Origin of the sequence: Natronobacillus azotifigens (assembly GCF_026805325.1) — a bacterium.
In the GTDB taxonomy this organism is placed as follows: domain Bacteria; phylum Bacillota; class Bacilli; order Bacillales; family Amphibacillaceae; genus Natronobacillus; species Natronobacillus azotifigens.
In genome coordinates this window covers 52360-74733 of the sequence record NZ_JAPRAT010000016.1, presented here as the reverse complement: position 1 = coordinate 74733, position 22374 = coordinate 52360, and the positions used below count along the sequence as shown (strand labels likewise).

Annotated in this window: 23 protein-coding genes; 1 reads left to right on the top strand and 22 read right to left on the bottom strand. The window is 37.5% G+C overall.

Annotation, left to right across the window (positions count from 1 at the left end):
* Positions 1-19: 19 nt before the first annotated feature.
* The 11 genes from ylqF to smc all read right to left on the bottom strand — a co-directional run bounded on the left by ylqF (position 20) and on the right by smc (position 10882).
* Positions 20-865, bottom strand: a complete 846-nt coding sequence (ylqF, locus tag OWO01_RS09290; protein ID WP_268780180.1) for a ribosome biogenesis GTPase YlqF — start codon at positions 863-865, stop codon at positions 20-22.
* Between the two features lie 10 nt (positions 866-875).
* Entirely contained in the window at positions 876-1439 is a 564-nt protein-coding gene (gene lepB, locus OWO01_RS09285; protein ID WP_268780179.1) for a signal peptidase I, read from the bottom strand.
* Positions 1440-1550: 111 nt separating this feature from the next.
* Positions 1551-1895 carry a 50S ribosomal protein L19 gene (rplS, locus tag OWO01_RS09280; protein WP_268780178.1) on the bottom strand — a complete coding sequence of 115 codons (345 nt, stop codon included), beginning with the start codon at positions 1893-1895 and terminating at the stop codon, positions 1551-1553.
* A 142-nt stretch (positions 1896-2037) separates the two neighbouring features.
* Positions 2038-2757: a tRNA (guanosine(37)-N1)-methyltransferase TrmD gene (trmD, locus tag OWO01_RS09275; RefSeq protein WP_268780186.1), complete on the bottom strand. Its 720-nt coding sequence runs from the start codon at positions 2755-2757 to the stop codon at positions 2038-2040.
* Positions 2757-3275, bottom strand: a complete 519-nt coding sequence (gene rimM, locus OWO01_RS09270; RefSeq protein WP_268780177.1) for a ribosome maturation factor RimM — start codon at positions 3273-3275, stop codon at positions 2757-2759. Before rimM ends, trmD begins: the two co-directional genes overlap by 1 nt.
* Before the next feature lie 651 nt (positions 3276-3926).
* A complete protein-coding gene (locus tag OWO01_RS09265) occupies positions 3927-4154 on the bottom strand; it encodes a KH domain-containing protein (protein WP_268780176.1) in 228 nt (75 codons plus the stop codon).
* Positions 4155-4168: 14 nt separating this feature from the next.
* Positions 4169-4441: a 30S ribosomal protein S16 gene (gene rpsP / locus OWO01_RS09260; RefSeq protein ID WP_268780175.1), complete on the bottom strand. Its 273-nt coding sequence runs from the start codon at positions 4439-4441 to the stop codon at positions 4169-4171.
* A gap of 80 nt (positions 4442-4521) precedes the next feature.
* Positions 4522-5874, bottom strand: coding sequence for a signal recognition particle protein (gene ffh / locus OWO01_RS09255; protein ID WP_268780174.1), 1353 nt, complete (start codon positions 5872-5874; stop codon positions 4522-4524).
* A 13-nt stretch (positions 5875-5887) separates the two neighbouring features.
* Positions 5888-6214, bottom strand: coding sequence for a putative DNA-binding protein (locus OWO01_RS09250; RefSeq protein ID WP_268780173.1), 327 nt, complete (start codon positions 6212-6214; stop codon positions 5888-5890).
* Positions 6215-6295: 81 nt separating this feature from the next.
* Complete coding sequence (gene ftsY, locus OWO01_RS09245; RefSeq protein ID WP_268780172.1) at positions 6296-7288, bottom strand: signal recognition particle-docking protein FtsY; 993 nt, start codon at positions 7286-7288, stop codon at positions 6296-6298.
* Between the two features lie 27 nt (positions 7289-7315).
* The gene (gene smc, locus OWO01_RS09240; RefSeq protein ID WP_268780171.1) at positions 7316-10882 is read right to left on the bottom strand and encodes a chromosome segregation protein SMC; all 3567 of its coding nucleotides are present in this window, start codon (positions 10880-10882) and stop codon (positions 7316-7318) included.
* 125 nt (positions 10883-11007) lie between these two features.
* Between smc and OWO01_RS09235 the strand changes: the two genes are divergently transcribed.
* Positions 11008-11229, top strand: coding sequence for a DUF1128 domain-containing protein (locus OWO01_RS09235; RefSeq protein WP_268780170.1), 222 nt, complete (start codon positions 11008-11010; stop codon positions 11227-11229).
* Positions 11230-11290: 61 nt separating this feature from the next.
* On the opposite strand, the gene rnc is transcribed toward OWO01_RS09235, so the two are convergent.
* The 11 genes from rnc to OWO01_RS09180 all read right to left on the bottom strand — a co-directional run bounded on the left by rnc (position 11291) and on the right by OWO01_RS09180 (position 22268).
* Positions 11291-11989, bottom strand: a complete 699-nt coding sequence (gene rnc / locus OWO01_RS09230) for a ribonuclease III (RefSeq protein WP_268780169.1) — start codon at positions 11987-11989, stop codon at positions 11291-11293.
* 108 nt (positions 11990-12097) lie between these two features.
* Positions 12098-12331: an acyl carrier protein gene (acpP, locus tag OWO01_RS09225; protein ID WP_268780168.1), complete on the bottom strand. Its 234-nt coding sequence runs from the start codon at positions 12329-12331 to the stop codon at positions 12098-12100.
* A 35-nt stretch (positions 12332-12366) separates the two neighbouring features.
* On the bottom strand, positions 12367-13107 hold the full coding sequence (gene fabG, locus OWO01_RS09220) for a 3-oxoacyl-[acyl-carrier-protein] reductase (protein ID WP_268780167.1): 741 nt from the start codon (positions 13105-13107) through the stop codon (positions 12367-12369).
* Positions 13107-14054 (bottom strand): ACP S-malonyltransferase, encoded by a 948-nt coding sequence (gene fabD / locus OWO01_RS09215; protein WP_268780166.1) that lies wholly within the window; start codon positions 14052-14054, stop codon positions 13107-13109. The genes fabG and fabD overlap by 1 nt, the downstream gene beginning before the upstream one ends.
* Before the next feature lies 1 nt (position 14055).
* Positions 14056-15057: a phosphate acyltransferase PlsX gene (plsX, locus tag OWO01_RS09210; protein WP_268780165.1), complete on the bottom strand. Its 1002-nt coding sequence runs from the start codon at positions 15055-15057 to the stop codon at positions 14056-14058.
* Complete coding sequence (gene fapR / locus OWO01_RS09205; RefSeq protein WP_268780164.1) at positions 15041-15634, bottom strand: transcription factor FapR; 594 nt, start codon at positions 15632-15634, stop codon at positions 15041-15043. The genes plsX and fapR overlap by 17 nt, the downstream gene beginning before the upstream one ends.
* A 107-nt stretch (positions 15635-15741) precedes the next feature.
* A complete protein-coding gene (gene recG, locus OWO01_RS09200) occupies positions 15742-17778 on the bottom strand; it encodes an ATP-dependent DNA helicase RecG (protein WP_268780163.1) in 2037 nt (678 codons plus the stop codon).
* A 5-nt stretch (positions 17779-17783) separates the two neighbouring features.
* Positions 17784-18668, bottom strand: a complete 885-nt coding sequence (sdaAA, locus tag OWO01_RS09195; RefSeq protein ID WP_268780162.1) for an L-serine ammonia-lyase, iron-sulfur-dependent, subunit alpha — start codon at positions 18666-18668, stop codon at positions 17784-17786.
* A 45-nt stretch (positions 18669-18713) separates the two neighbouring features.
* On the bottom strand, positions 18714-19379 hold the full coding sequence (sdaAB, locus tag OWO01_RS09190; RefSeq protein WP_268780161.1) for an L-serine ammonia-lyase, iron-sulfur-dependent subunit beta: 666 nt from the start codon (positions 19377-19379) through the stop codon (positions 18714-18716).
* Between the two features lie 800 nt (positions 19380-20179).
* Entirely contained in the window at positions 20180-21844 is a 1665-nt protein-coding gene (locus OWO01_RS09185; RefSeq protein WP_268780160.1) for a DAK2 domain-containing protein, read from the bottom strand.
* 61 nt (positions 21845-21905) lie between these two features.
* Complete coding sequence (locus OWO01_RS09180; RefSeq protein ID WP_268780159.1) at positions 21906-22268, bottom strand: Asp23/Gls24 family envelope stress response protein; 363 nt, start codon at positions 22266-22268, stop codon at positions 21906-21908.
* Between the last annotated feature and the right edge of the window lie 106 nt (positions 22269-22374).

Genomic DNA, 22374 nt, shown 5'->3' with positions numbered 1-22374 from the left:
ATGAAAATTGGTTTTCACTTTAATTCTTTGGTTTTTCTAATGTTACGCGTCCTATTTTTCCAGAGCGTAAATCTCTTATGATTACATCAGCTGTTTTCTCTAAGTCAACCGTCCCACCACTAGCTAAACAACCTCGTAAAGTGCCGATATGATCGATAATTTCCAAACGATCCATCGTACTCTCCAATTGATAACGTTGTATTAATAATTCTGGATAATTTTCCTTTAAATAGTCTAATACAAACACGGCTATTTCCTCGAGTGGCAACAATTGATCTTTTATAGTACCAATAGCAGCTAAACGATAACCTACCACTTGATCTTCGAATTTTGGCCAGAGAATTCCAGGTGTATCTAATAACTCAAAATCTTTCTTCACTTTAATCCATTGCTGAGCTGTAGTAATACCAGGTCTGTCTCCTGTTTTTGCAATTTTTCGATTAGCTAAGCGGTTAATTAACGTAGATTTTCCTACATTAGGAATACCAATAATCATTGCCCTTGCCGCTCTTGGTCTAACACCTTTGCGTGCTAACCGAGCCATTTTCTCTTCTGCCATTGATTTTGCTACTTCAATTACTTTTTGAATATCTTGGCGATTTGCAACATCTACAGCTACTGCTCGTATCCCGTCGGTTTCGTTTGCTTTAATCCATTCAGACGTTTTTTGCGGATCAGCTAAATCTTTTTTCATTAATACTCTCATTTTCGGTTTTTGTTGTAGCACCTGGTGAAGCATCGGATTTTGTGAAGCTAATGGAGCTCTTGCATCGACAAGCTCAATCACAAAATCAACGAGTTTTAATTTTTCTTGAACTTCCCGCCTTGCTTTCGCCATGTGTCCAGGGAACCATTGTATTGTCATCTTTCCACCTCTATTTCACTATTCCTATACGATTTATTGGCCAATAAATCACACTCGCACTGCCTACTAACTCATCATAAGGTATTAACCCCAAATTCCGACTGTCGGTAGAATTGGGGCGATTATCCCCTAATAATAACACATGATTTTCTGGGATAACTTCATGCCCCCCAGGAATATCTTCTAGAGAAAAATCTCTCGTATATCTTTCGCCTTCTTCTAGCCTGGCTAATTCTTCAACGAGATGCGTTTCTTCAATCGGAGAACCATTAATGTATAGAACATCGTCCACATATTCTACTGTTTCCCCTGGTAAGCCTATGACTCGCTTTATGTAATCTTTATCCACGGATGCATGAAAAACAACGACATCAAATCGCTTTGGTTCACTTATACGATAGTTTAACTTGTTAATTACAACATAATCACGGTCTTCTAAGTTCGGTTGCATAGAAGGACCTTCGACAGCTATCGGTATAAATAAAAATGTTCGAACGAGAAAAGTAATGATTACAGCAATAACAAGTGCTTTTATCCAACTTTTCCACTCCTGGTTATTCTGATTTTTTGTCATCTTTTTCCCTCCGATTTACTCTCTTATATTCTACTATATTCCGAAAAGCATTATTTAATCTATAGATGTGAAAAAGGAGCTTGACTATGCAAGCTCCTTCTACATGTAAAATTAGCGAATTTCTTTAATACGTGCTGCTTTTCCACGAAGTTCGCGTAAGTAATAAAGTTTAGCACGACGTACTTTACCGCGACGGCTTACTTCAATCTTATCTACGCGTGGAGAATGTACAGGGAATGTACGTTCAACCCCAACACCGTAAGAAATTTTACGTACAGTAAATGTTTCACTAATGCCACCGTTTTGGCGTTTAATGACAACACCTTCAAACAACTGAATACGCTCACGAGTACCTTCAACAACCTTCACGTGAACCTTCACCGTATCACCAGGACGAAAATCAGGGCGATCTGTACGAAGTTGATCTTTTGTAATTTCTGCAATTAATTCTTGCATATTGTCACACTCCTTCCAAACCAATGCTCATATCAATTAAGTATAACAGCGGAACATCGTTTATATGGCTCAATCTTACTTGAGCACAAAAATCAATATACCATAGTTACCAGTATTATTCAAGCAATAGTTGACTGTTATTTCAACGATCTAGCCATTTTTTTTCTTCATCAGTCAATGGATAATCTTCTAGCAAATCAGGTCTTCTCTCTAGCGTACGTTTGAGGGATTGCTGTTTTCTCCATTTTTCTATTTTTTCATGATGGCCAGATCGTAAAATTTCTGGAACTTCCATCCCTTGAAAAACAGCGGGGCGTGTGTAATGTGGATGTTCCAATAAACCTGTTGAGAAAGAATCTTCGCGAGCGGACTGTTGATTTCCTAGTGCACTCGGTAATAATCGAACTACACTATCAATCACAACCATGGCGCCTAATTCTCCACCTGTTAGAACAAAATCACCAATAGAAATTTCATCGGTTACTAGTTGTTCTCTAATTCTTTCATCATATCCTTCATAATGGCCACAAATGAAAATGAGATGATCTTCTTTTGCCAGCTCTTCTGCTTTTCTTTGGGTAAATCGTTCCCCTTGTGGACACATCAAAACGATGCGAGGAGGTTTTGACTCACTTTGCTTGATCGCGTCAACTGCAGAAAAAATCGGTTGTGGCATCAATACCATACCGGCACCACCACCATACGGATAGTCGTCTACTTTTTGGTGTTTATTTGTTGTATATTGACGAAAATCAATCGTCTGGTAGGTAAAAGCTTGATTTTCCTGTGCTTTTTTCATGATAGAGGACTCCATCACCCCACGAAACATCTCAGGAAACAAGGTTAAAATATCAATTTTCATCATGAGATTAACCCTTCCATTGGTTCGATAACAACTTTCTTTTGTTCCTTATCAACTGTCTTAACGACATCATCAATATATGGAATCAATAAATCTTTTTTGTTAGCATTACGCACAACCCAGACATCATTAGCTCCAGGAGATAAAATCTCAGCAATTTCACCTAATCTTTCTCCCTCTGTAGTTTCTACTGTACAACCAATGATTTCATAATAGAAAAATTCACCTTCCTCAAGTGGTTCCTGTTGTTCTTGAGAAATCATTAGCATGCCTTGTTTCATGCTCTCTACTTGATTAATGGAATCATATCCCTCAAATTGCAACATATCAAACTGTTTATGTTTGCGATGATTTTTTATGGTCAATGGTGTAGGTTCACTCTTTTGATGATCAGAAAAGTATAGCGTGTTTCCTTTTTGAAATCGTTCTTCAAAATCCGTAATACGAACAACTTTTACTTCTCCTTTAATTCCATGGGTGTTAACAATCTTACCAACATTAAAAAATTGCTTTGTCATTATTTCACCTTCTTTTTCAACTAAGTTATTTCATTATTATTAATAATGTTCAAAATGTTATTCTGTTAGAGGTGGGAAGGACAACTAAAAGCAAACTGAAATATCTTGTTACTTAAGATAAGAGAAAACCGGAGAGTTCACGCGATCCTTTTAGACCTTCGTGTACAGCGTAGACTGATGATAGAAAAACGTACCGCTATGGAAATACACTACGCTTTCCCCACAGGAGTCTTCGTGTATTTCCATACCTAGCTTTCAGCGTTATTTCACCTTAGCTCTTTTCCCATGCAAACATTAGTGGAACACTTTGATCTCTCTGCTCCATCCTACAAAAATCTCAGACCGCCAATACGAAATTTCTCCCTATTGATGACACGATACAATTGTAATAAATGTTTTTCAACCCTAATGTAAACTCTTAACCCTTAGTACATCCATTCATATCTTTTTAGAAAAAAATAAACAGTAAGCCGCTTCTCCTTTATTATAGCGCGTTTTCAAAAAGTAAATAAGAAGCAAGCAGGTCGAGGCAACTAAGCTTCTGAGGACCTTAAGAACGTCCAATGAAGAAATGTATTGCTTCTCATTAGCTTATTTCTCGAACTCCTCTTATATATACAGAAAACAGGGAAAGGTTCTCCCCTCCCTGTTCTACATAATGTCAAGATAAATACGTTTTTTAGTATTCGCTCCCGCTGCATAAACAACTGTTCGAATTGACTTTGCAATTCGACCATTCTTTCCGATCACCTTACCAACATCATCGGGGTTCACAGTAAGATGATAAACAATTTTACTTGCTTCTTCCTTACTGTTGACCCGAACATCTTCTGGATGATCGACCAATGGTTGAACGATTGTTTCAATTAAGGCTTCCATGTTATCACAAACCTTTACTTTTGGTTTTTCTGATCGTGGAATTTTTTCATGATGCCTTCATTAGAGAATAAGTTGCGTACTGTATCACTTGGTTTTGCACCTTTAGTCATCCAGTCTAATGCTTTTTCTTCATCTAATTTCACTTCAGCCGGTTTTACTACCGGATTGTATGTGCCAATTTGCTCGATAATACGTCCATCACGAGGAGCACGTGCATCAGCTACTACTACGCGATAAAAAGGGTTACGTTTAGATCCCATACGCTTTAAACGAATTTTTACTGCCATGTTTCGCACCTCCATTACTAAATGTTTTACACAAGTTTAGATTGTATCAGATGTTGAACGGTCTGTAAAGTGTTTTTACATTACATAAAGGGTAAATTTAAACCTTTTTTCTTTTTCCCTTTTTTACCCTTCTGCATACCAGACATCTGTTTCATCATTTTTTTCATTTCTTCAAACTGTTTTAATAAGCGATTTACTTCAGATACTGGTCTACCCGCACCTTTTGCTATCCTTTTTTTTCTACTAGCATTCATAATGCTTGGATCTTCTCTTTCTTTCTTTGTCATCGAGTGAATAATCGCTTCAACATAAACCAGTTGTTTCTCATCAATCTGGGCATTCTTTAACCCTTTCATTTTGTTTGCACCAGGTATCATACCAAGCAAATCTTCAAGGGGGCCCATGCTTTTCACTTGCTCCATTTGATCTAGGAAATCATCAAATGTAAATGTCGCTGAACGCATTTTTTCTTCTAATTCTTTTGCTTTCTTTTCATCTACATTTTCTTGAGCTTTCTCAATCAAACTAAGAACGTCACCCATACCTAATATACGTGATGCCATCCGTTCTGGATGAAACACTTCTAATTCGTCTAATTTCTCTCCCATACCAGCATACTTAATCGGTTTCTGTGTAACTGCACGAATGGAAAGTGCCGCACCACCTCGGTTATCATTATCCAATTTTGTCAAAATGACACCAGAAACAGCCAATTGCTCATCAAAACTTTCGGCAACATTCACCGCATCTTGACCAGTCATGGAATCCACCACTAATAAAATCTCAGCAGGATCAACATTTTCTTTGATCTCTCTCAATTCTGTCATAAGATTTTCATCCGTGTGTAACCGTCCCGCTGTATCAATCAGTACATAATCGTAGTGTTCTTCTTTTGCATGAGCAATTGCATCATTCGCAATATCTACAGGATTAGCATCTGTACCTTTTGAAAAAACCGGTAAATTTAGTTGCTTTCCAATCGTCTCTAATTGATTGATTGCTGCGGGGCGATAAACATCGGCCGCAACAAGCAATGGTTTACGATTATGTTTTTTACGCAATAGATTAGCTAATTTTCCTGTTGTTGTCGTTTTTCCTGCACCCTGCAGTCCGACCATCATAATAACCGTCGGGGGACGCTCGCTTACTGCTATCTTACTTTGTTCCCCACCCATGAGATCCGTTAATTCTTCTTTTACAATTTTAATAATTTGTTGACCAGGCGTTAGACTATTCATTACTTCCTGTCCTACCGCTCGCTCTTTAATCTTTTTAATAAAATCTTTCACTACTTTGAAGTTAACATCAGCTTCCAGTAATGCCAACCTAACTTCACGTGCCATTTCTTTTACATCTTGCTCGCTAACTTTCCCTTTTCCAGTCATTTTCTTGATCGTATTTTGCAAACGCTCTGCTAAACCTTCAAATGCCATAGAGGATGTCCTCCTACTCTAATTCTTTTAATGCTTTCACCAGTTTTTCTGCTTGTAGAAATTCCTGATCGTCCAGGACAGTAACCAGTTGATTTAACAACTCTTGACGTTCCTTGAATTTTTCATATAAATGTAGCTTATCTTCATACGCTTCCAACATAGACTCTGTACGGCGTATGTTATCATAAACAGCTTGCCTTGAAACAGTAAATGTTTCTGATATCTCCCCTAGGGAATAATCTTCAAGGTAATATAGTTCCATATAATTTCGTTGTTTTGGAGTTAATAATGCTTGATAAAAATCAAACAAAAAATTAACACGAGTAGTCTTTTCTAACAATGGCAGCACTCCTTGTTAAGTGAAAAACCTTTACGTTTAGAATACTAGACGATTACTAACTGTTCTGTCAAGGTAATGCCTTTATTCTTTTTCTAACATATCTGAGAATAAACCATATACAAAAGCATGTGGATCAAATTTTTCCAAATCATTCATTTGTTCACCTAACCCTACATACTTAACAGGAATTTTTAACTCCTTACGAATCGCCAGTACAATACCACCCTTAGCCGTTCCATCTAACTTCGTTAACACAATACCTGATACGTCTGTTGCTTGTGAAAACGTTTTGGCCTGGCTTAATGCATTTTGTCCAGTTGTCGCATCTAGAACAAGCAATACTTCATGAGGAGCACCGGGGATTTCACGCTCAATCACTCGCTTCACCTTGGAAAGCTCATTCATTAGATTTACTTTGTTTTGTAATCGTCCAGCAGTATCACACAACAGAACGTCCACACCGCGAGATTTAGCTGCTTGAATTCCATCATAGATCACTGCAGCTGGATCACTACCTGCATTATGTTTGATGACATCAACCTCTGCCCGCTCACCCCAGACTGCTAATTGCTCAATCGCACCTGCCCGGAAAGTATCCCCAGCAACCAAAAGGACCTTTTTGCCTTGTTGTTTTAACTGGTGCGCCATCTTTCCTATCGTGGTGGTTTTTCCTACCCCATTAACACCGACAAATAAAAAGACTGTAAGACCGTCAGATTGCATGTTTACGGGAGCTTCTGCTGTGTTGTCTTCATCCGCATATATTTCTACCAATTTTTCTGAAATAACTTCTCGTAAATCTGCAGCGTCCTTAATGTTTTGACGTTTCGCTTCCATTTCTAATTCTTCGATTAAATCCATAACCGTCATCACACCGACATCGGCTTGAATCAGTACTTCTTCTAGATCTTCAAAGAATTCTTCATCTATTTTTCGATAGCGAGCGACCAAATCGTTTAATTTCGTTGAAAATGAACTTCTGGTTTTCTCTAAGCCTGACTTATATTTATTGGACACTTCTGTAGTTTCTGCGGAAGAAGTAAATTTTTCTTTCAACTTTTTAAAAAAACTCATACCATTTCCCACTTTCTAACGTTTGCTTTATGATTTTAGTAACTCTTTCGTTTCTTCTAGTTTCACCGAAACAAATCGCGATACACCTGATTCCTGCATGGTCACACCATATAGAACATCAGCACCTTCCATTGTACCTTGTCGATGTGTGATTACAATAAATTGTGTCTTTTCACTATAATCTTTTAAATAATTCGCAAATCGATTAACGTTCGCTTCATCTAATGCTGCTTCTACCTCATCAAGTACACAGAAAGGAACTGGCCGCACTCGTAAAATAGCAAATAACAAGGCTATTGCTGTCAATGCCCGTTCTCCTCCAGATAACAAAGCTAGTTGTTGAGCTTTTTTTCCTGGTGGTTGTGCCTTAATTTCTACCCCTGTGGATAAAAGGTTAGATGGGTCCGTTAACGTTAAAGCAGCGTGACCACCACCAAATAATTGCTGAAAAACAATAGAAAATTCTTCCTTAATTTGAGAGAATGTCTCGTCAAATCTCCGTTCCATTTCTTCGTCCATCTCAGCAATAACATCATACAGCGTAGCTTTGGCAGAAACTAAATCTGTTTGCTGATCTGTAAGGAATTGATAACGTTCTGCTATTCGCTCATATTCATCAATTGCCCCTAAGTTCACCGTGCCTAGTTCATCAATCGTCCGTTTAATTAATTTGACTTGTTGTCGGGATTCTTTAATGTTTTCCGCTTTCGGATAAGTCTCTTTTACTTTCTCAAAACTTATTTCATATTCCGTTTGTAGATGATCTAGCCTATTTTCTAATTCAACGTCTAATCGGTTCGCTTTCACCTCATAACTCTGCAACTTTTCCCGTAATGCTTGTCGTTGGTTCTGAACTGTCTTTACTTCACTTTCAGCAGTTGAGAGCCACGTGGTTAAGTCTAAACGTTGGTTACGATAATCTTGAATCGCAGCTAATGTCTGTTGCTTTTCACCTTGCTTCTGCTCTATCTCATGATCAACATCACTTATTGTGCGTTGACTTTGCTCTAACTGAGCTAATTCTTCCAGTTCTTTGGACAATTTAGCTTTCGTTGCTTGAAGTTCCTCTAATCTTGATCTCAGTTGCGCTGTTTTGTCCGTTTGATTTTCTACTTTCGTAGTTTGTTGAGCTAATTGTACTTGCAATTGATGATATTGCTGCTGAATGGAATCCTTATTCTTTTCCTTATTTTCTTTTTCTTTCGTTAAATATTCAATTTGGGCTTGCAAATCAATAACTTGCCTCTTTAACTCCTCTAACGCTTGTTCTTTTTCTTGTTTAGATTGGATCAATGTTTTTCTATCTTGATCTACTTGCACGTTATCTTGGTCATAGATACGCATATGATCATCATGGTGACGAAGATTTATTGTCACTTCTGCAATTCTTGATTGTAAATCAATTTGCTTTTCTTTCAATTTCGTATGTTGTTCTGTTTGTCTAGCGAGGTCTTTTTGCAGCTCTGCTACCTTTGCTTTTTTACTTGAGAGCTTTTCTTCATAAAGTGACGTTCTTTTCTCTGTGTCTGCTAACTTATCTGTTATTTCTTTTAAATCCTTCTCACGGGTAAACAAAGATTGATTGGTGTTTTTCTTTGCCCCACCAGACATAGAACCACCAGGATTGACTACATCTCCATCTAGGGTTACAATCCGATACCGACGTTCTAATAAAGAAGCTAGCTCATTTGCATCTTTTAATGTTTTTGCTAAAATAGTCGTTCCAAGTAAATTGCTAACAATCACATGATATTTTTGATCGTATTCAATTAAGTCACTTGCAACTCCTACAAATCCATCAATATCTTTAATTCGTGTTAATAAGGCAGATGGAACATTTTTTGCTCTCATCGTCTGTAGAGGCAAGAAGGTTGCTCGACCATTATTTGATTGTTTTAAATAGTGAATTGCCTGCCTTGCTGTTTTTTCATCATCCACAACAATATGTTGCGCCTGACCTCCAAGCGCTGTTTCCAACGCACTTACATACTGATCCGGCACTTGTAATAATTCAATGACTGCACCGTGAACCCCAGTCAACTTATGATCATCACGCGCCTTTAACACTGCTTTTACACCATAAAAGAAACCTTGGAAATCTTCTTTCATTTCTTCCAGCATTTCTTTTCGTGATTTGATTTTCTCTAAATACTGATAACCTTGTTGTAATTTAGCTTGCATAGCTTGAATCTCATTTTCTTGATCAAGCAAGTGCTGTTGTATCTGTTTTCGTTTCTGTTCTTTTGCTTCAAACAATTGCACTTGCTCTTCTTGTTCTGCTTGTAATGATTCTAATTCTTGGGCTAGTTGGTTTCTTTCTTTTCGTTGCAAGTCTAACTTATGTTGTTGATTGTTTTTACGTTGTTCTAATTGTGACAATTGCTGCTCGATTGATTGTTGAGCATTACGATTGGCAGCCTGTTCATTTAATAATTCAATATAATCACTTTTCAACAATTCAATTTGGGCTTCCATATCTTCAACACTAACATCCAATTTATTCTTACATTCGTTTAATGCTTCTTCTGTCTTTTTCTTTATTGATTGTAAAGCAAATAGTTCCTCTTGCTCTTTTTCGCTAAGATTTGCATGTTCCGTAATCGTTTCATCGATGGTTGCAAGTTCTTGTGCTAATTTTTGTTTATTATTCGTTACATTTTTTGTTCGCTCAATTAGCAAATTTTTGTTACCGGTTAACTTTTCTAGTTCTTCAGTTAAAGATAACAGTTGTTGCTGTAAACCTTCAATTGCTTGATCCAATCTTTGAATCTTCACTTGTTCTTCCTCAATTAAAGCAGATTTCTTTTGGATAGTACTAGTAATCGTTGTGTCATCCTGCTTTAGTTGATCAATGTTTTTCAAATAATGTGACCATTCACTATGTAACTCTAGTATTTCTGCGTGTAATAATGCAATCTCAGTATTGGTCAATAGCTCTTTTTGTGTTAAATATTCCTTCGCTATAGACGCCTGTTGCTGCAAAGGTTCTAACTGCCCCTCAATTTCATAGATAATGTCTTCTACTCGATTCAGGTTTTCTTGTGTTTCTGCTAATTTGTATTCTGCTTTTTTCTTACGATTTTTGTATTTTAGAACGCCAGCAGCTTCTTCAAAAATCGTCCGTCGTTCTTCTGCTTTCGAACTTAATATTTCTTCGACTTTCCCTTGACTTATAATCGAAAAAGCTTCACGACCAAGCCCCGAATCCATAAATAAATCAATAATATCTTTTAATCGACACGATTGTTTATTAAGATAGAACTCACTTTCCCCTGAACGGTAAACACGTCTAGTTACACTCACTTCTTGATAGTCAACAGGTAAAGTTCTCGCTTGATTATCAAGTACTAGTGTCACTTCAGCAACATTTAAAGGTTTTCTTGTATCACTACCTTGAAAAATAATGTCTTCCATCTTTGTTCCGCGTAATGATTTCGCCGATTGTTCTCCTAATACCCAACGGATAGCGTCTGTAACATTACTCTTGCCACTTCCATTAGGACCAACGACTGCCGTAACTCCAGGAACAAAGTCTACCGAAATACGCTCAGCAAATGATTTAAACCCTACAGATTCTAATTTTTTTAGGAACATATATTTTCACCTATTTCATGAGACAATTTACTTACTTTTTGATTCACCACTTTGTAATTTCAACCAATCTATTTTACCATAAAGATGGAGGAGTTAGAAGTTTAGATTAAACGAGGAGTGATCACATGGATTTAAATGAAGCAAGCGAGGCGAATTTGCAATATATACTAAAAGAGATAGGTACACAGCTCGGAGTCGTCAATAGTTCCCTATTAGATGCGGATGATTATGACCTATCTAAATATGACGAGTTAAAAATGCTCTATGATTTATTGCAACAGAAAAAGCATTTAAGTGTATCCGAAACACAAGCTTTCATTGAGGAGTTAGCAAAAACACGCAAATAATTCATTGAAATCGTTGGCTCGTTTTTACGAAATTTTTCATAGAAACTAGCCAACGCTTCATTTATTTTTGGCTTTTTTTCTTCTTGTGATAATCCAACGCTTTTTTCGCCGCCCGTTGTTCTGCTTCTTTTTTTGTTCGCCCTTCTCCAATCCCACTAATTTCTTGATTGACTCGAACATGTGCTACAAACTCACGGTCATGTGCGGGGCCATTTTCTGCAACAATGTCGTAATCAATTACTGCATCTTTATTTTGTTGAATAAGCTCTTGCAATTGACTCTTATAATCAAGTGCATGAGAAAAAGCACCATCTGCAATTTTCGGATAAACATACTGATCTAAGAATTTTATCACTTCTTGAAAACCTTGATCTAAATAAAGTGCACCAATAAACGCCTCAAATACATCAGCTAATAGAGCCGGTCGTTTCCTTCCTCCCGTTCGTTCTTCTCCTTTTCCTAACAAAACATAACGGTCAAAATGAAGATCCGTTGCAAAACTCACGAGTGCTGGTTCACAAACAATCGATGCGCGCATTTTAGTTAATTCACCTTCAGCTCTATTCGGATACTTTCGATATAAATATTGAGATATCCCTAATTCTAATACAGCATCTCCGAGAAACTCGAGTCTTTCATTGTCTTGATAAATACGGTTTTTATGTTCATTAACATAGGAGGAATGGGTAAATGCTTGTTGTAGAATAGTTTGATCGTTAAAGGTTATCGCTAATTGTTTTTGTAATGGTTGAAAATCCAATATTCTTCCCCTCCTTAACTAGGCAATTTGTTTCTCCCTATACTAACACGAACGATGGTAATGAAAAAGTGCAAAAGTCTCGCTAATTAGGCGAGACTTTCTCCTATTTTAAGCTTGGCTGTCTATGTAAGTAACAGCATCGCCTACCGTTTCAATTTTTTCAGCTTCCTCATCCGCGATTTCCATGTCAAACTCATCTTCAAGTTCCATTACAAGCTCAACCACGTCTAATGAGTCTGCTTCTAGATCTTCTTTAAAAGAAGCATCCATTGTTACTTTTTCTTCCTCAACATCTAGACGATCTACGACGATCTTCTTTACACGATCAAAAGTATCTGCCATTTCCTTTCACCCCCTTTCAAGTTACATATGCTTTTTTACATTACCATACCACCATCTACTTGTATAGTTTGCCCTGTAATATAATTTGCATCTTCTGAAGCTAGAAAACGAACTGTTTTTGCAATATCCTCACTAACTCCAAGCCGTTGTAGTGGAATCATTTTTAATAACTCTTCACGCATCTCTTCGGGCAATTGGTCTGTCATATCTGTTGTAATGAAACCTGGTGCAACAGCGTTAACTAAAATATTCCTTGGGGCTAATTCTTTTGCTGCGGTTTTCGTCATACCAATTACACCAGCCTTTGCCGCAACATAATTAGCTTGTCCCGCATTACCACTGATGCCAACAACAGATGCGATATTGATTATTTTACCACTACGTTGCTTCATCATTTGTCTAGTGACAGCCTTCATACAAAGAAATACACCTTTTAAATTTGTTTGAATGACTTCATCAAATTCTGTTTCTTTCATCCGCATTAATAAATTATCTCTTGTAATCCCAGCATTATTAACCAAGATATCTAATTGACCGAAAGAATCAATTACTTGCTTAATCATTGATTTTACTTCTGTCTCACTACTAACATTCGCTTGAATTTTAATTGCCGATACGCCCATTGCTTCGATTTCTTCTACTACTTCTTGCGCTTTCTCTTCATTACCTGCAAAGTTAACAGCTACTTTGACTCCGTTTCTTGCGAGTTCAAGCGCAACTGCGCGTCCAATTCCACGCGAACCTCCAGTTACTAATGCTACTTTCTCTGAAAACATTACGATTCCTCCTTATACCATTCAACAAATGCTTGCACTGAAGCTGGATCTTGGATCGAAAAAGTTTTTGTTCTACGATTTATTTTTTTTACTAGTCCAGTTAGCACTTTTCCGTTCCCTAATTCAACGATCGCATCGTATTGTTCAGTAAGTAATTGTTCAATAATTTCTTGAAATCTCACCGTTGAATATAGTTGTTTAACAAGTAACTGTTTGATTTCTTCTTTATCTTGAGCTATATTCGCTGTAACATTTGCATAGAAAGGTAATTGGGCATCAGAAATATTCACGTTTTCCAATTGATTAGTAAACTCATCGGCTGCTTTCTTCATTAAGGAAGAATGAAAAGGACCACTAACATTTAGTAGAATAACTCGCTTTGCACCTGCCTCTTTTAATGTTTCAGCAGCTGTCTCCACCGACAACTTTGTTCCAGAGATTACAATTTGTCCAGGACAGTTTAAGTTAGCGATTTCAAGCGGTTCGTTTGTTTCTTCCGTGATTTTTTGTAAGTGCTGTTCTAAAACATGTTGTTCCATACCTAGAACCGCTGCCATTGCACCTGCTCCTGCAGGATATGCTTGTTCCATTAATTCTCCACGTTTTTGTACTAACTGCAATGCATCCGTCCATTCAAAGACACCTGCCGCTACTAACGCACTATACTCACCTAAACTATGTCCCGCAACTGCATCTGGTACAATGTTCTGATCTGCTAATACCTTCGTAACAGCAGTACTCATCAATAGTAAAGCTGGTTGAGCATTCCTTGTTTCTGTCAACTGTTCTTCAGGGCCTTGAAGCATTAACTCACTCAACGGAGTTTGCAAAGCTTGATCTGCCTGATCAAACAACGCTTTAACTAATGAGTATGTTTCTAACAATTCTTTTCCCATACCCACTTGTTGCGAACCCTGTCCGGGGTAAATAAAAGCTACTCGCTTCATATTATTCCTCCTCACCATCTTTCATCAAGGCTACTGTCTCTTCGATAGTTTTGGTTACATCATTCTCCACCATGTAACATGCCTGTTTGATTGCGCTATAGATCGCACGTCCATTTGAGGATCCATGTGCTTTTATAACAGGGGCTGCTAAACCGAACAATCCTGCTCCACCATGTTCAGCATAGTCTAGTTGATTCTTTAGTTGTTTAAGATCTGATTTAATCACACTTGCCGCTAATTTAGTTTTCAGGCTAGACATCAGGGGTTTCTTCAGCATAGAAAACATTGTTAATGCGGTGCCTTCCACTGTCTTTAACGCAATATTCCCACTAAATCCGTCTGTTACAACGACATCAGCTACACCTTCAAGTAAATCTCTTGATTCCACATTTCCGATAAAATGGATCGGCGCTTCCTCTAATAAAGAAAATGCCTGTTTTGTTAATTCATTCCCTTTTCCATTTTCCGTGCCGACATTCAACAAGCCCACTCGTGGTTTCTTTATTTCACGAACTTTTTCACTATAGATAGAGCCCATAATCGCATATTGAACGAGATGCTTTGGTTTCGCATCCATATTCGCTCCAACATCTAATAATAAAAACCCTCTTTGATCGGTTGTAGGTAAAGTAGGGCTAAGTGCAGGACGTTCTATTCCTTTAATACGTCCTACTTGAAACAAACCTGCACTCATTAACGCACCTGTGTTCCCAGCAGATATACATGCATCAGCTCGCCCTTCTTTTACTTCGTTTGCCATTAATACCATCGATGCATCTTTTTTTCGACGTACTGCACGGACAGGTTCGTCATCCCCAGTAATAACAGTCGTTGTATGTATAATTGTAATATTTGTTTGGTCAGAAAGATGTTCTTTTATCTTTGCTTCATCACCGACTAAAATCACTTCCAGTTGATCGATACTCTTTACTGCTTCGATAGCACCTTCTACTACAGCTTTTGGAGCATGGTCACCGCCCATAGCATCAATTACTATTTTCATCTTGCAACTCCCCCTTATTTTCTGTAGATCGAAACATAAGAAAACTTCCAGAGAACACAACTTCATTTTCCACAAAACTATCTACTTGGACGGTTGTTCGTTGTTTACGGTCTGTCCCCAAGACAGTTGCTTTAGCAATGACACGCTCTCCTTGTTTCACTTGTCTTGAAAATTTAATCTCTGCTTTTGCAGTCAAGGCCAATTCATCATCAATGACTGCAACTGCTAACGAGTTTGCTTGTGCGAATAAATGATGCCCTCTCGCAATGTCATTTCTGGAAAAAACGTGCTCGTTTCTTATGTCTAATATGGAGATTGCACGTTGGTCTAATTCAAGGTCAATAATCTCACCAATTACTTCATCAATTGGCAGCGCTTTTACTGTTTCATTCCACTGGTCTGTAGCTACCGATTTAATTCGTTCCCTTAACTCCGGTATCGACAACTCCATTCGATCGAGACGAATGGTTTGAATACTCACACCAAACTGTTGCGCTAATGCCTCATCTGTAATAAAAGGCATCTCCTCTATTTTTGTACGAAGTTGTTCCTGTCGAGCCTTTTTTGATAATTTCACGGTTCCACCACCCATTCTTTCTTCAGTAAAACTTATGTAATAACGCCCCTTAAGACTAGGTACTAATAGTAATATATAATACACAGATAAAAGATGCAAGCATCTTCTTAATCCAAAGACGTGCTTTTTTCCATGAGTTCCTTTTCGAGGTAGCTTTTCAATGCTTGGTATTTAGGGTCATTTTCTAGTTTTTCATCATATATTATTGTCTGCGCGTCATTACGGGCAGTTTCTAATGCACGATAATCATGAACAATATCTGCAAGTTGAAACTCTGGTAATCCACTCTGTTTTTTTCCAAAAAAATCACCCGGGCCACGTAATTCTAAATCCTGTTCAGCTAACTCAAAACCATTTGTTGTTTCCGTCATGATGCGCATCCGCTCTTTCCCTATATCTCCTTTTGGATCGGCAATTAAGATACAATAGCTCTGGACGTCACTTCGACCTACTCTCCCCCTTAATTGGTGTAATTGAGATAACCCGAATCGCTCCGCGTCATAAACTACCATTACGGTTGCGTTTGGTACATTCACACCTACCTCCACAACAGTTGTCGCTACAAGTACTTGTAGTTCATTATTTGCATACTGTTGCATCACGATCTCTTTTTCTTCGTTTGAAAGTCTACCATGTAATAAACCAACATTAATTTTATTGTCCAATGTTGTTTGCAACTGATGATATAATTCAACAGCATTTTGAATATCTAATTTTTCGGATTCTTCAATTAATGGACAGATAACGTACGCCTGATGTCCTTGATTAATTTCTTTTTCAATAAATCGTAAAATACGTGGTAACATCGATTCTTTTACCCAAAAAGTTTCAATTGGTTTTCTACCAATTGGCATCTGATCAATTTGAGAAACATCCATATCACCATAACTAGTGATTGCAAGCGTTCTAGGAATTGGTGTTGCCGTCATAAATAATACATCTGGATCCATGCCTTTTGCACGCAATGCTTTTCGCTGGTTTACTCCAAATCGGTGCTGTTCATCAACAACAACTGTGCCTAGCTTAGCAAAATGAACCTCATCTTGGATTAGTGCATGCGTTCCAATCAGAATATCGATTTGCCCATTTTGTAGTCTTTGCAAAGATTCCTTTCGCTTTTTCCCTTTAATCGAACCAGTTAACAATTCCACATTTCCAAAGTCAGCAAATAACCCAACAAAGGATTGATAGTGTTGTTCGGCTAATATTTCAGTTGGAACCATCAGTGCCCCTTGGTTTCCAGCTGTAATGGAAGCATAGAGAATAATGGCAGCAACTGCTGTTTTCCCTGACCCAACGTCTCCTTGTAACAACCGATGCATCCGATAAGGAGATTTCAAATCGGTTAAAATTTCACTTAAAGATCGTTGTTGAGCCTGCGTTAATTCAAATGGCAATAACTGAATGAAATTCGTTACTTTTTCTTGATGATACTGTTGGCTATTTCCAGTCGTTCTTTCCCGATTTAGCTTTCGCAATTGTTGCATTTTCAGTTGAAACAGCAAAAGTTCTTCATAGATCATCCTTCTTTTTGCTTGTTTTACCATTTCAAATTCACTCGGAAAATGTATTTCCTTTATTGCATCACGACGATTCAATAACTTATATTCTGTTAAAAATTCATCTGGAAGTATTTCTACAATGTCAGCATAGTATTGTTCAAGTGCTTGATGAACTGCTTTTTTAAAAGTCGTCGATTTTATTACTTGTTTTAAAGAATATACCGGTTGAATTGGTTCTTCTACATTCGCTTGTCCTTTTTTATAATGAGTGACGGTTATCTGCAACCGATGTTGATCCCATTTTCCAGTTAATGTGACCATTTCTCCAGGTTGCAAATGTTTTTTTGCAAACGCTCGATTAAACATAATTGCTTTTATCACTACCTGTTCAACTTGTACATGAACCGTTAATCGAGATTTTTTTGGACCATAATAAGTTACGATCGGCTCGCCAATAACTTCCCCTTCTATCGTTGCTTTTTCATCATGAATAAGTTCATTAAGTGGCTTAACTTGATAATTATCATACCGAGAAGGAAAGAAAAATAAAAGATCCTCTACAGTAAATATATTTAATGTTTCTAACTGCTCCTGCAGAGCAGGTCCTACACCTTTAATGTTATCAACCGATCGTTCTATCACTTTTCTTACACATCCTCTTCTGAATTACGATAATACTTAGCTGCTATTGCTTTTCCAGTTGGAGTTGCAGCTAATCCTCCTTCCGCTGTTTCCCGCAATGAACTTGGCATTTGTTTTCCAATACGATACATTGCCCCAATTACTTCATCACATGGTATTTTACTTACTACGCCTGCCAATGCCATATCAGCAGACACAATGGCATTTGAAGTACCAATAGCATTTCGTTTTACACAAGGAACTTCTACTAAGCCTGCGACAGGATCACAAACTAACCCTAGCATGTTTTTTAACGTAATCGCAAATGCATCTGCACTTTGTTGTGGAGTGCCTCCTGCCATTTCAACTACTGCTGCAGCAGCCATTGCCGCTGCGGAACCAACCTCCGCTTGACATCCACCTGCCGCTCCAGAAATAAAAGCATTATTCGCAACGACAAATCCAAATGCACCGGCAGTAAACAGAAAATTAATCATCTGCTCTCTCGTTGGGTTTAGCCGCTCTTTCACTGAAAATAAGGCACCTGGGACACAACCAGCACTTCCAGCAGTGGGTGTAGCACAAATAATCCCCATTGCTGCATTTACCTCATTTGTTGCAATAGCTTTACTTACAGCATCTAATAATAATGTACCTGATAATGGTTCATTTGTCTCGAGATATTTTTGCAAAAGTAGTGCATCACCACCAGTTAAACCAGAATGTGATTGCACTCCTTTTAATCCCCGCTCAATTGCTTGCTCCATTACGGATAGATTTTTATCCATACGATTGATGATTTCTTCTTTTGATTGATCATGCAGGTCCATTTCTTGAAAAATCATCACTTCTGCAATCGATTGGTTATCTTTCTTTGTCTTTTCCAATAATTCTGCGACAGTACGAAACATACGCTTCCCTCCACATATATCATTTTCTTTTAAGCATAAAGTGAATTAATCAACAATTTTAGCAATTTTAAGAATATGTTTGGCTTTTCTTAATTCTTTCTCTACTTCTATATCTATTTTTTGATCCATTTCGATAGTCATCAATGCTTCTTTACCTATATCTTTGCGAGCAACTTCCATACGACCAATATTTATTTCATGTTTTGCTAATATCTTTGTCACAGAAGCAATGGCACCAAAACGATCGTTATGCATAATCAATACAGCAGGGTGGTTTCCTGAAAGGTGTAAATTAAAACCATTTAATTCTGTTATCTCTACTTTACCACCACCAACTGAAATACCGACTAGTTCTAAACTTTCCTTTCCGTCACTCACTTTTATTCTAACAGTATTCGGATGATTAACAGCAGTATTCTCTTCAATAAAATGGAACTTCAACCCTTGTTCTTCAGCTAACTGAAAGGCATTAGGAATCCTTTGATCATCTGTGTCAAGATCTAGTAAACCCGCAACAATTGCAACATCAGTTCCATGTCCACGGTAAGTCTTAGCAAAGGATCCATAAAAATGAATGTCTGCAAAAACTGGATTTCCACCAAACAAGTGACGTGCTGCCCTACCGATCTTAACCGCTCCTGCGGTATGTGAACTTGATGGTCCAATCATAACTGGTCCGATAATATCAAATACAGAATTATATTTAACCAAAAAATCACCTCATTATTTTTTTACTTTGGGATCGTTCCCTTTAATATTGTTAGCCAAGGCTACTCTTTCTATCGTTTCATTTTTGTTAATGATAATCAAGCGTTTGAGAAGTTAATATTACAATCTTTTTTAGATAATATTTGAGTTATTTATTCGAACTTTATAAACCTTTTTTTATAAACACTTTCAAGAAAAATTCAGCTTTTCAAAAATTACAGTTGACACAAACAGCGCAGTAAGTGCTCCTATCTCGCTACGTAAACCAAGGCTTTCCCTTTCCACGGGTACGGCTTCAGCTAACTTCTCCAAGAAAAACCACTTGGAGAAGTGGATCTTCAGCTCGTACTGTTCCCGTAGGAGTGTCAAGCCTTTGTTTACTTCGCTAGTTAGTGATAGTGTATAGGCAGACAATCAAATGATGTTGTCTTTGTTTTAATCTACATGCAATTTGTATAGAGAAATTCTTGAGACACTTTTTTATCTATAATCCACCAATCATGCGGTAATTTGATTAAAAACCTTCATCAAGCGTATCAAATAAAATTGGCGACACTCCAGCAGGAAAAGCGAGAGCTTCAGCTAACTCGGAAGTGTATTTCTTCCGAGTTAGCTGAAGCCGCGCCCTGCGGAAAGGGAGTCAATTTCATTTGAGGAGCGGAATAAAAGCTGTCCATTAATGCACAATTTACAGAAACTATTCTTTAACGAGAGTTTTTAAAGAGAGTTTCATTTGATTTGTCATGAAAAATAGCGTCCGTGAGATTTACTCACCGACGCTATTTATTATACAACCTCAATTCTTATTCTAATGAAAATATATAAGAATAAATAGGTTGATTTCCTTTGTGTACTTCTACTTCTATATCTTCGTACTCATTTTCTATATACTCCACTATCCCTGAAGTTTCTTCATCAGATGCATCTTCGCCTTGCAATATTGTGATAATTTCCTCATCGTCCGTAATCAATTCAGCAATTAACTGCTTAGCTACTTGCATTTTATCCGGATCAGTGGCCTTTATTTTACCATCAGCCAGCCCCATGAAATTGCCATTTTCAATCGTTAATCCATCAATCTGAGTATCTCTAACCGCATAGGTGATTTGACCAGTCTTAACAAGACTAGACGCTTCTATCATATTTTCTTTGTTTGTCTGTAACGTCTCTTCAGGACGAAAAGCAAGTAGTGCACTCATCCCTTGAGGAATTGTTTTTGAAGGTACCACAACAACTTCACCTTCACTTAATTCTGCTGCTTGTTCAGCAGCCATTATGATGTTTTTATTATTTGGTAAAATAATCGTCTTTTTAGCATTTGCTTTTTCAATGGCTTTTGTAATGTCTTGAGTGCTTGGATTCATGGTTTGACCACCTTGTAAAACAACAGTGGCACCAAGACTTTTCAGCAATTCTTCAATACCATCTCCCATTGCTACAGAAACAATGGCAAAATCTTGTTTTTCTGCTGGCTTTTTTGGTGACTCATTTTTGTTACCAACGATAGAAGTGTGTTGTTCACGCATGTTTTCTACCTTCAAACTGATAAAACTACCAAAACGTTGACCTAAATTAAGCGCTTGACCAGGATATTCCACGTGTACGTGCACTTTAACCACTTCATCATCAGAAACAACCAACAAAGAATCTCCTAATTCACTCAACTCTTGTCGAAATACCTCTTCATCATATGGATGTTCTTCCAATTTATCTGATTCAAATTTCACCATGAATTCTGTACAATAACCAAATTCAATATCCTCCGTTGACATAAAGTCTTGAGCGGATTTATGATGTTCTGCATTTACCATATCATCCATTTGAACCGTTTCGTTTGATTCCGGTAATGCTTCACCTTTCAAGGATGCTAAGAAACCTTCATATATGATCACTAATCCTTGTCCACCACTATCCACTACTCCAACTTCTTTAAGTACTGGCAATAGTTCAGGTGTGTGTGCTAATGATTTTTTCGATTCAATCACTACTTTTTCCATAAAGTCAACCATATCGTTTGCAGAATTCGCAATTTTTTCTGCTTGATTTGCCGTATCTTTTGCAACAGTTAAAATTGTTCCCTCTACAGGTTTAATAACAGCCTTATAAGCTGTACTAACCCCACCTTGTAGTGCAGCCGCAAATTCAACAGGTCCTATTTCCTTAGCTCCATTCAGACCTTTAGAAAAACCCCGAAACAACTGAGACAAAATAACCCCAGAATTCCCTCTCGCCCCCATAAGTAAACCTTTAGCGAATGCTTCTGCTACTTCACTAACAGTACCTTTTGAAAGATTTTTCACTTCATTTGCTCCTGATGTCATCGACAAATTCATATTTGTACCCGTATCACCATCTGGAACTGGAAATACATTTAATGCATCAATCATGTTTGCATTATTCGTCAGATGATTAGCACCAAGTAAAATCATCTCTGCAAACTTAGTACCTTCTATCTTTGATACTACCACAACAACTTCCTCCCTTATTTCCTCAGCAAAAATCCAAGCAATTTTAGTGGATTAACGTCAATTATTCTGACTGGACACGAACACCTTGGATAAAGATATTTACTGCGTTAATTGGTAACCCCAACGTTTTATCTAGTGTATATTTAACTTGTGATTGGACATTGTGTGCGATCTCCGAAATTTTCGTTCCATAACTAACAATAATATACATATCGATGGTAATCTCGTCACCTTCTTGCTTTACAACAACACCCTTAGCAAAATTTTCTTTACGCAATATTTCTGCTATGCCATCTTTCAGCTGGTTTTTTGAAGCCATACCAACTATTCCATAACATTCAATTGCTGCACCACCAGCAACTGTCGCAATAACTTCATTGGTGATTGTTACTCGTCCATCTTTTGTAGTTAATTCAATTGACATAAATTAACCTCCTTAATTATATCTTCACTTTCATTAATACGTAATTTTCACCGACATAAACATAGTCTTTTCTTTTATGGACGCTATTAAAAAAAGCATGCCCCAT

Coding starts and splice junctions, on each gene's coding strand:
- OWO01_RS09265 (WP_268780176.1), bottom strand. CDS start 4,154: ATGGAAGCCTTAATTGAAACAATCGTTCAACCATTGGTCGATCATCCA.
- trmD (WP_268780186.1), bottom strand. CDS start 2,757: ATGAAAATTGATATTTTAACCTTGTTTCCTGAGATGTTTCGTGGGGTG.
- sdaAA (WP_268780162.1), bottom strand. CDS start 18,668: ATGTTTCGTACTGTCGCAGAATTATTGGAAAAGACAAAGAAAGATAAC.
- rplS (WP_268780178.1), bottom strand. CDS start 1,895: ATGCAAGAATTAATTGCAGAAATTACAAAAGATCAACTTCGTACAGAT.
- rimM (WP_268780177.1), bottom strand. CDS start 3,275: ATGACAAAGCAATTTTTTAATGTTGGTAAGATTGTTAACACCCATGGA.
- ylqF (WP_268780180.1), bottom strand. CDS start 865: ATGACAATACAATGGTTCCCTGGACACATGGCGAAAGCAAGGCGGGAA.
- OWO01_RS09180 (WP_268780159.1), bottom strand. CDS start 22,268: ATGTCAATTGAATTAACTACAAAAGATGGACGAGTAACAATCACCAAT.
- acpP (WP_268780168.1), bottom strand. CDS start 12,331: ATGGCAGATACTTTTGATCGTGTAAAGAAGATCGTCGTAGATCGTCTA.
- ffh (WP_268780174.1), bottom strand. CDS start 5,874: ATGGCATTTGAAGGTTTAGCAGAGCGTTTGCAAAATACGATCAAGAAA.
- fabG (WP_268780167.1), bottom strand. CDS start 13,107: ATGTTTTCAGAGAAAGTAGCATTAGTAACTGGAGGTTCGCGTGGAATT.
- plsX (WP_268780165.1), bottom strand. CDS start 15,057: ATGAAAATAGTAATTGATGCTATGGGCGGTGACCATGCTCCAAAAGCT.
- smc (WP_268780171.1), bottom strand. CDS start 10,882: ATGTTCCTAAAAAAATTAGAATCTGTAGGGTTTAAATCATTTGCTGAG.
- OWO01_RS09235 (WP_268780170.1), top strand. CDS start 11,008: ATGGATTTAAATGAAGCAAGCGAGGCGAATTTGCAATATATACTAAAA.
- fabD (WP_268780166.1), bottom strand. CDS start 14,054: ATGAAGCGAGTAGCTTTTATTTACCCCGGACAGGGTTCGCAACAAGTG.
- ftsY (WP_268780172.1), bottom strand. CDS start 7,288: ATGAGTTTTTTTAAAAAGTTGAAAGAAAAATTTACTTCTTCCGCAGAA.
- rpsP (WP_268780175.1), bottom strand. CDS start 4,441: ATGGCAGTAAAAATTCGTTTAAAGCGTATGGGATCTAAACGTAACCCT.
- lepB (WP_268780179.1), bottom strand. CDS start 1,439: ATGACAAAAAATCAGAATAACCAGGAGTGGAAAAGTTGGATAAAAGCA.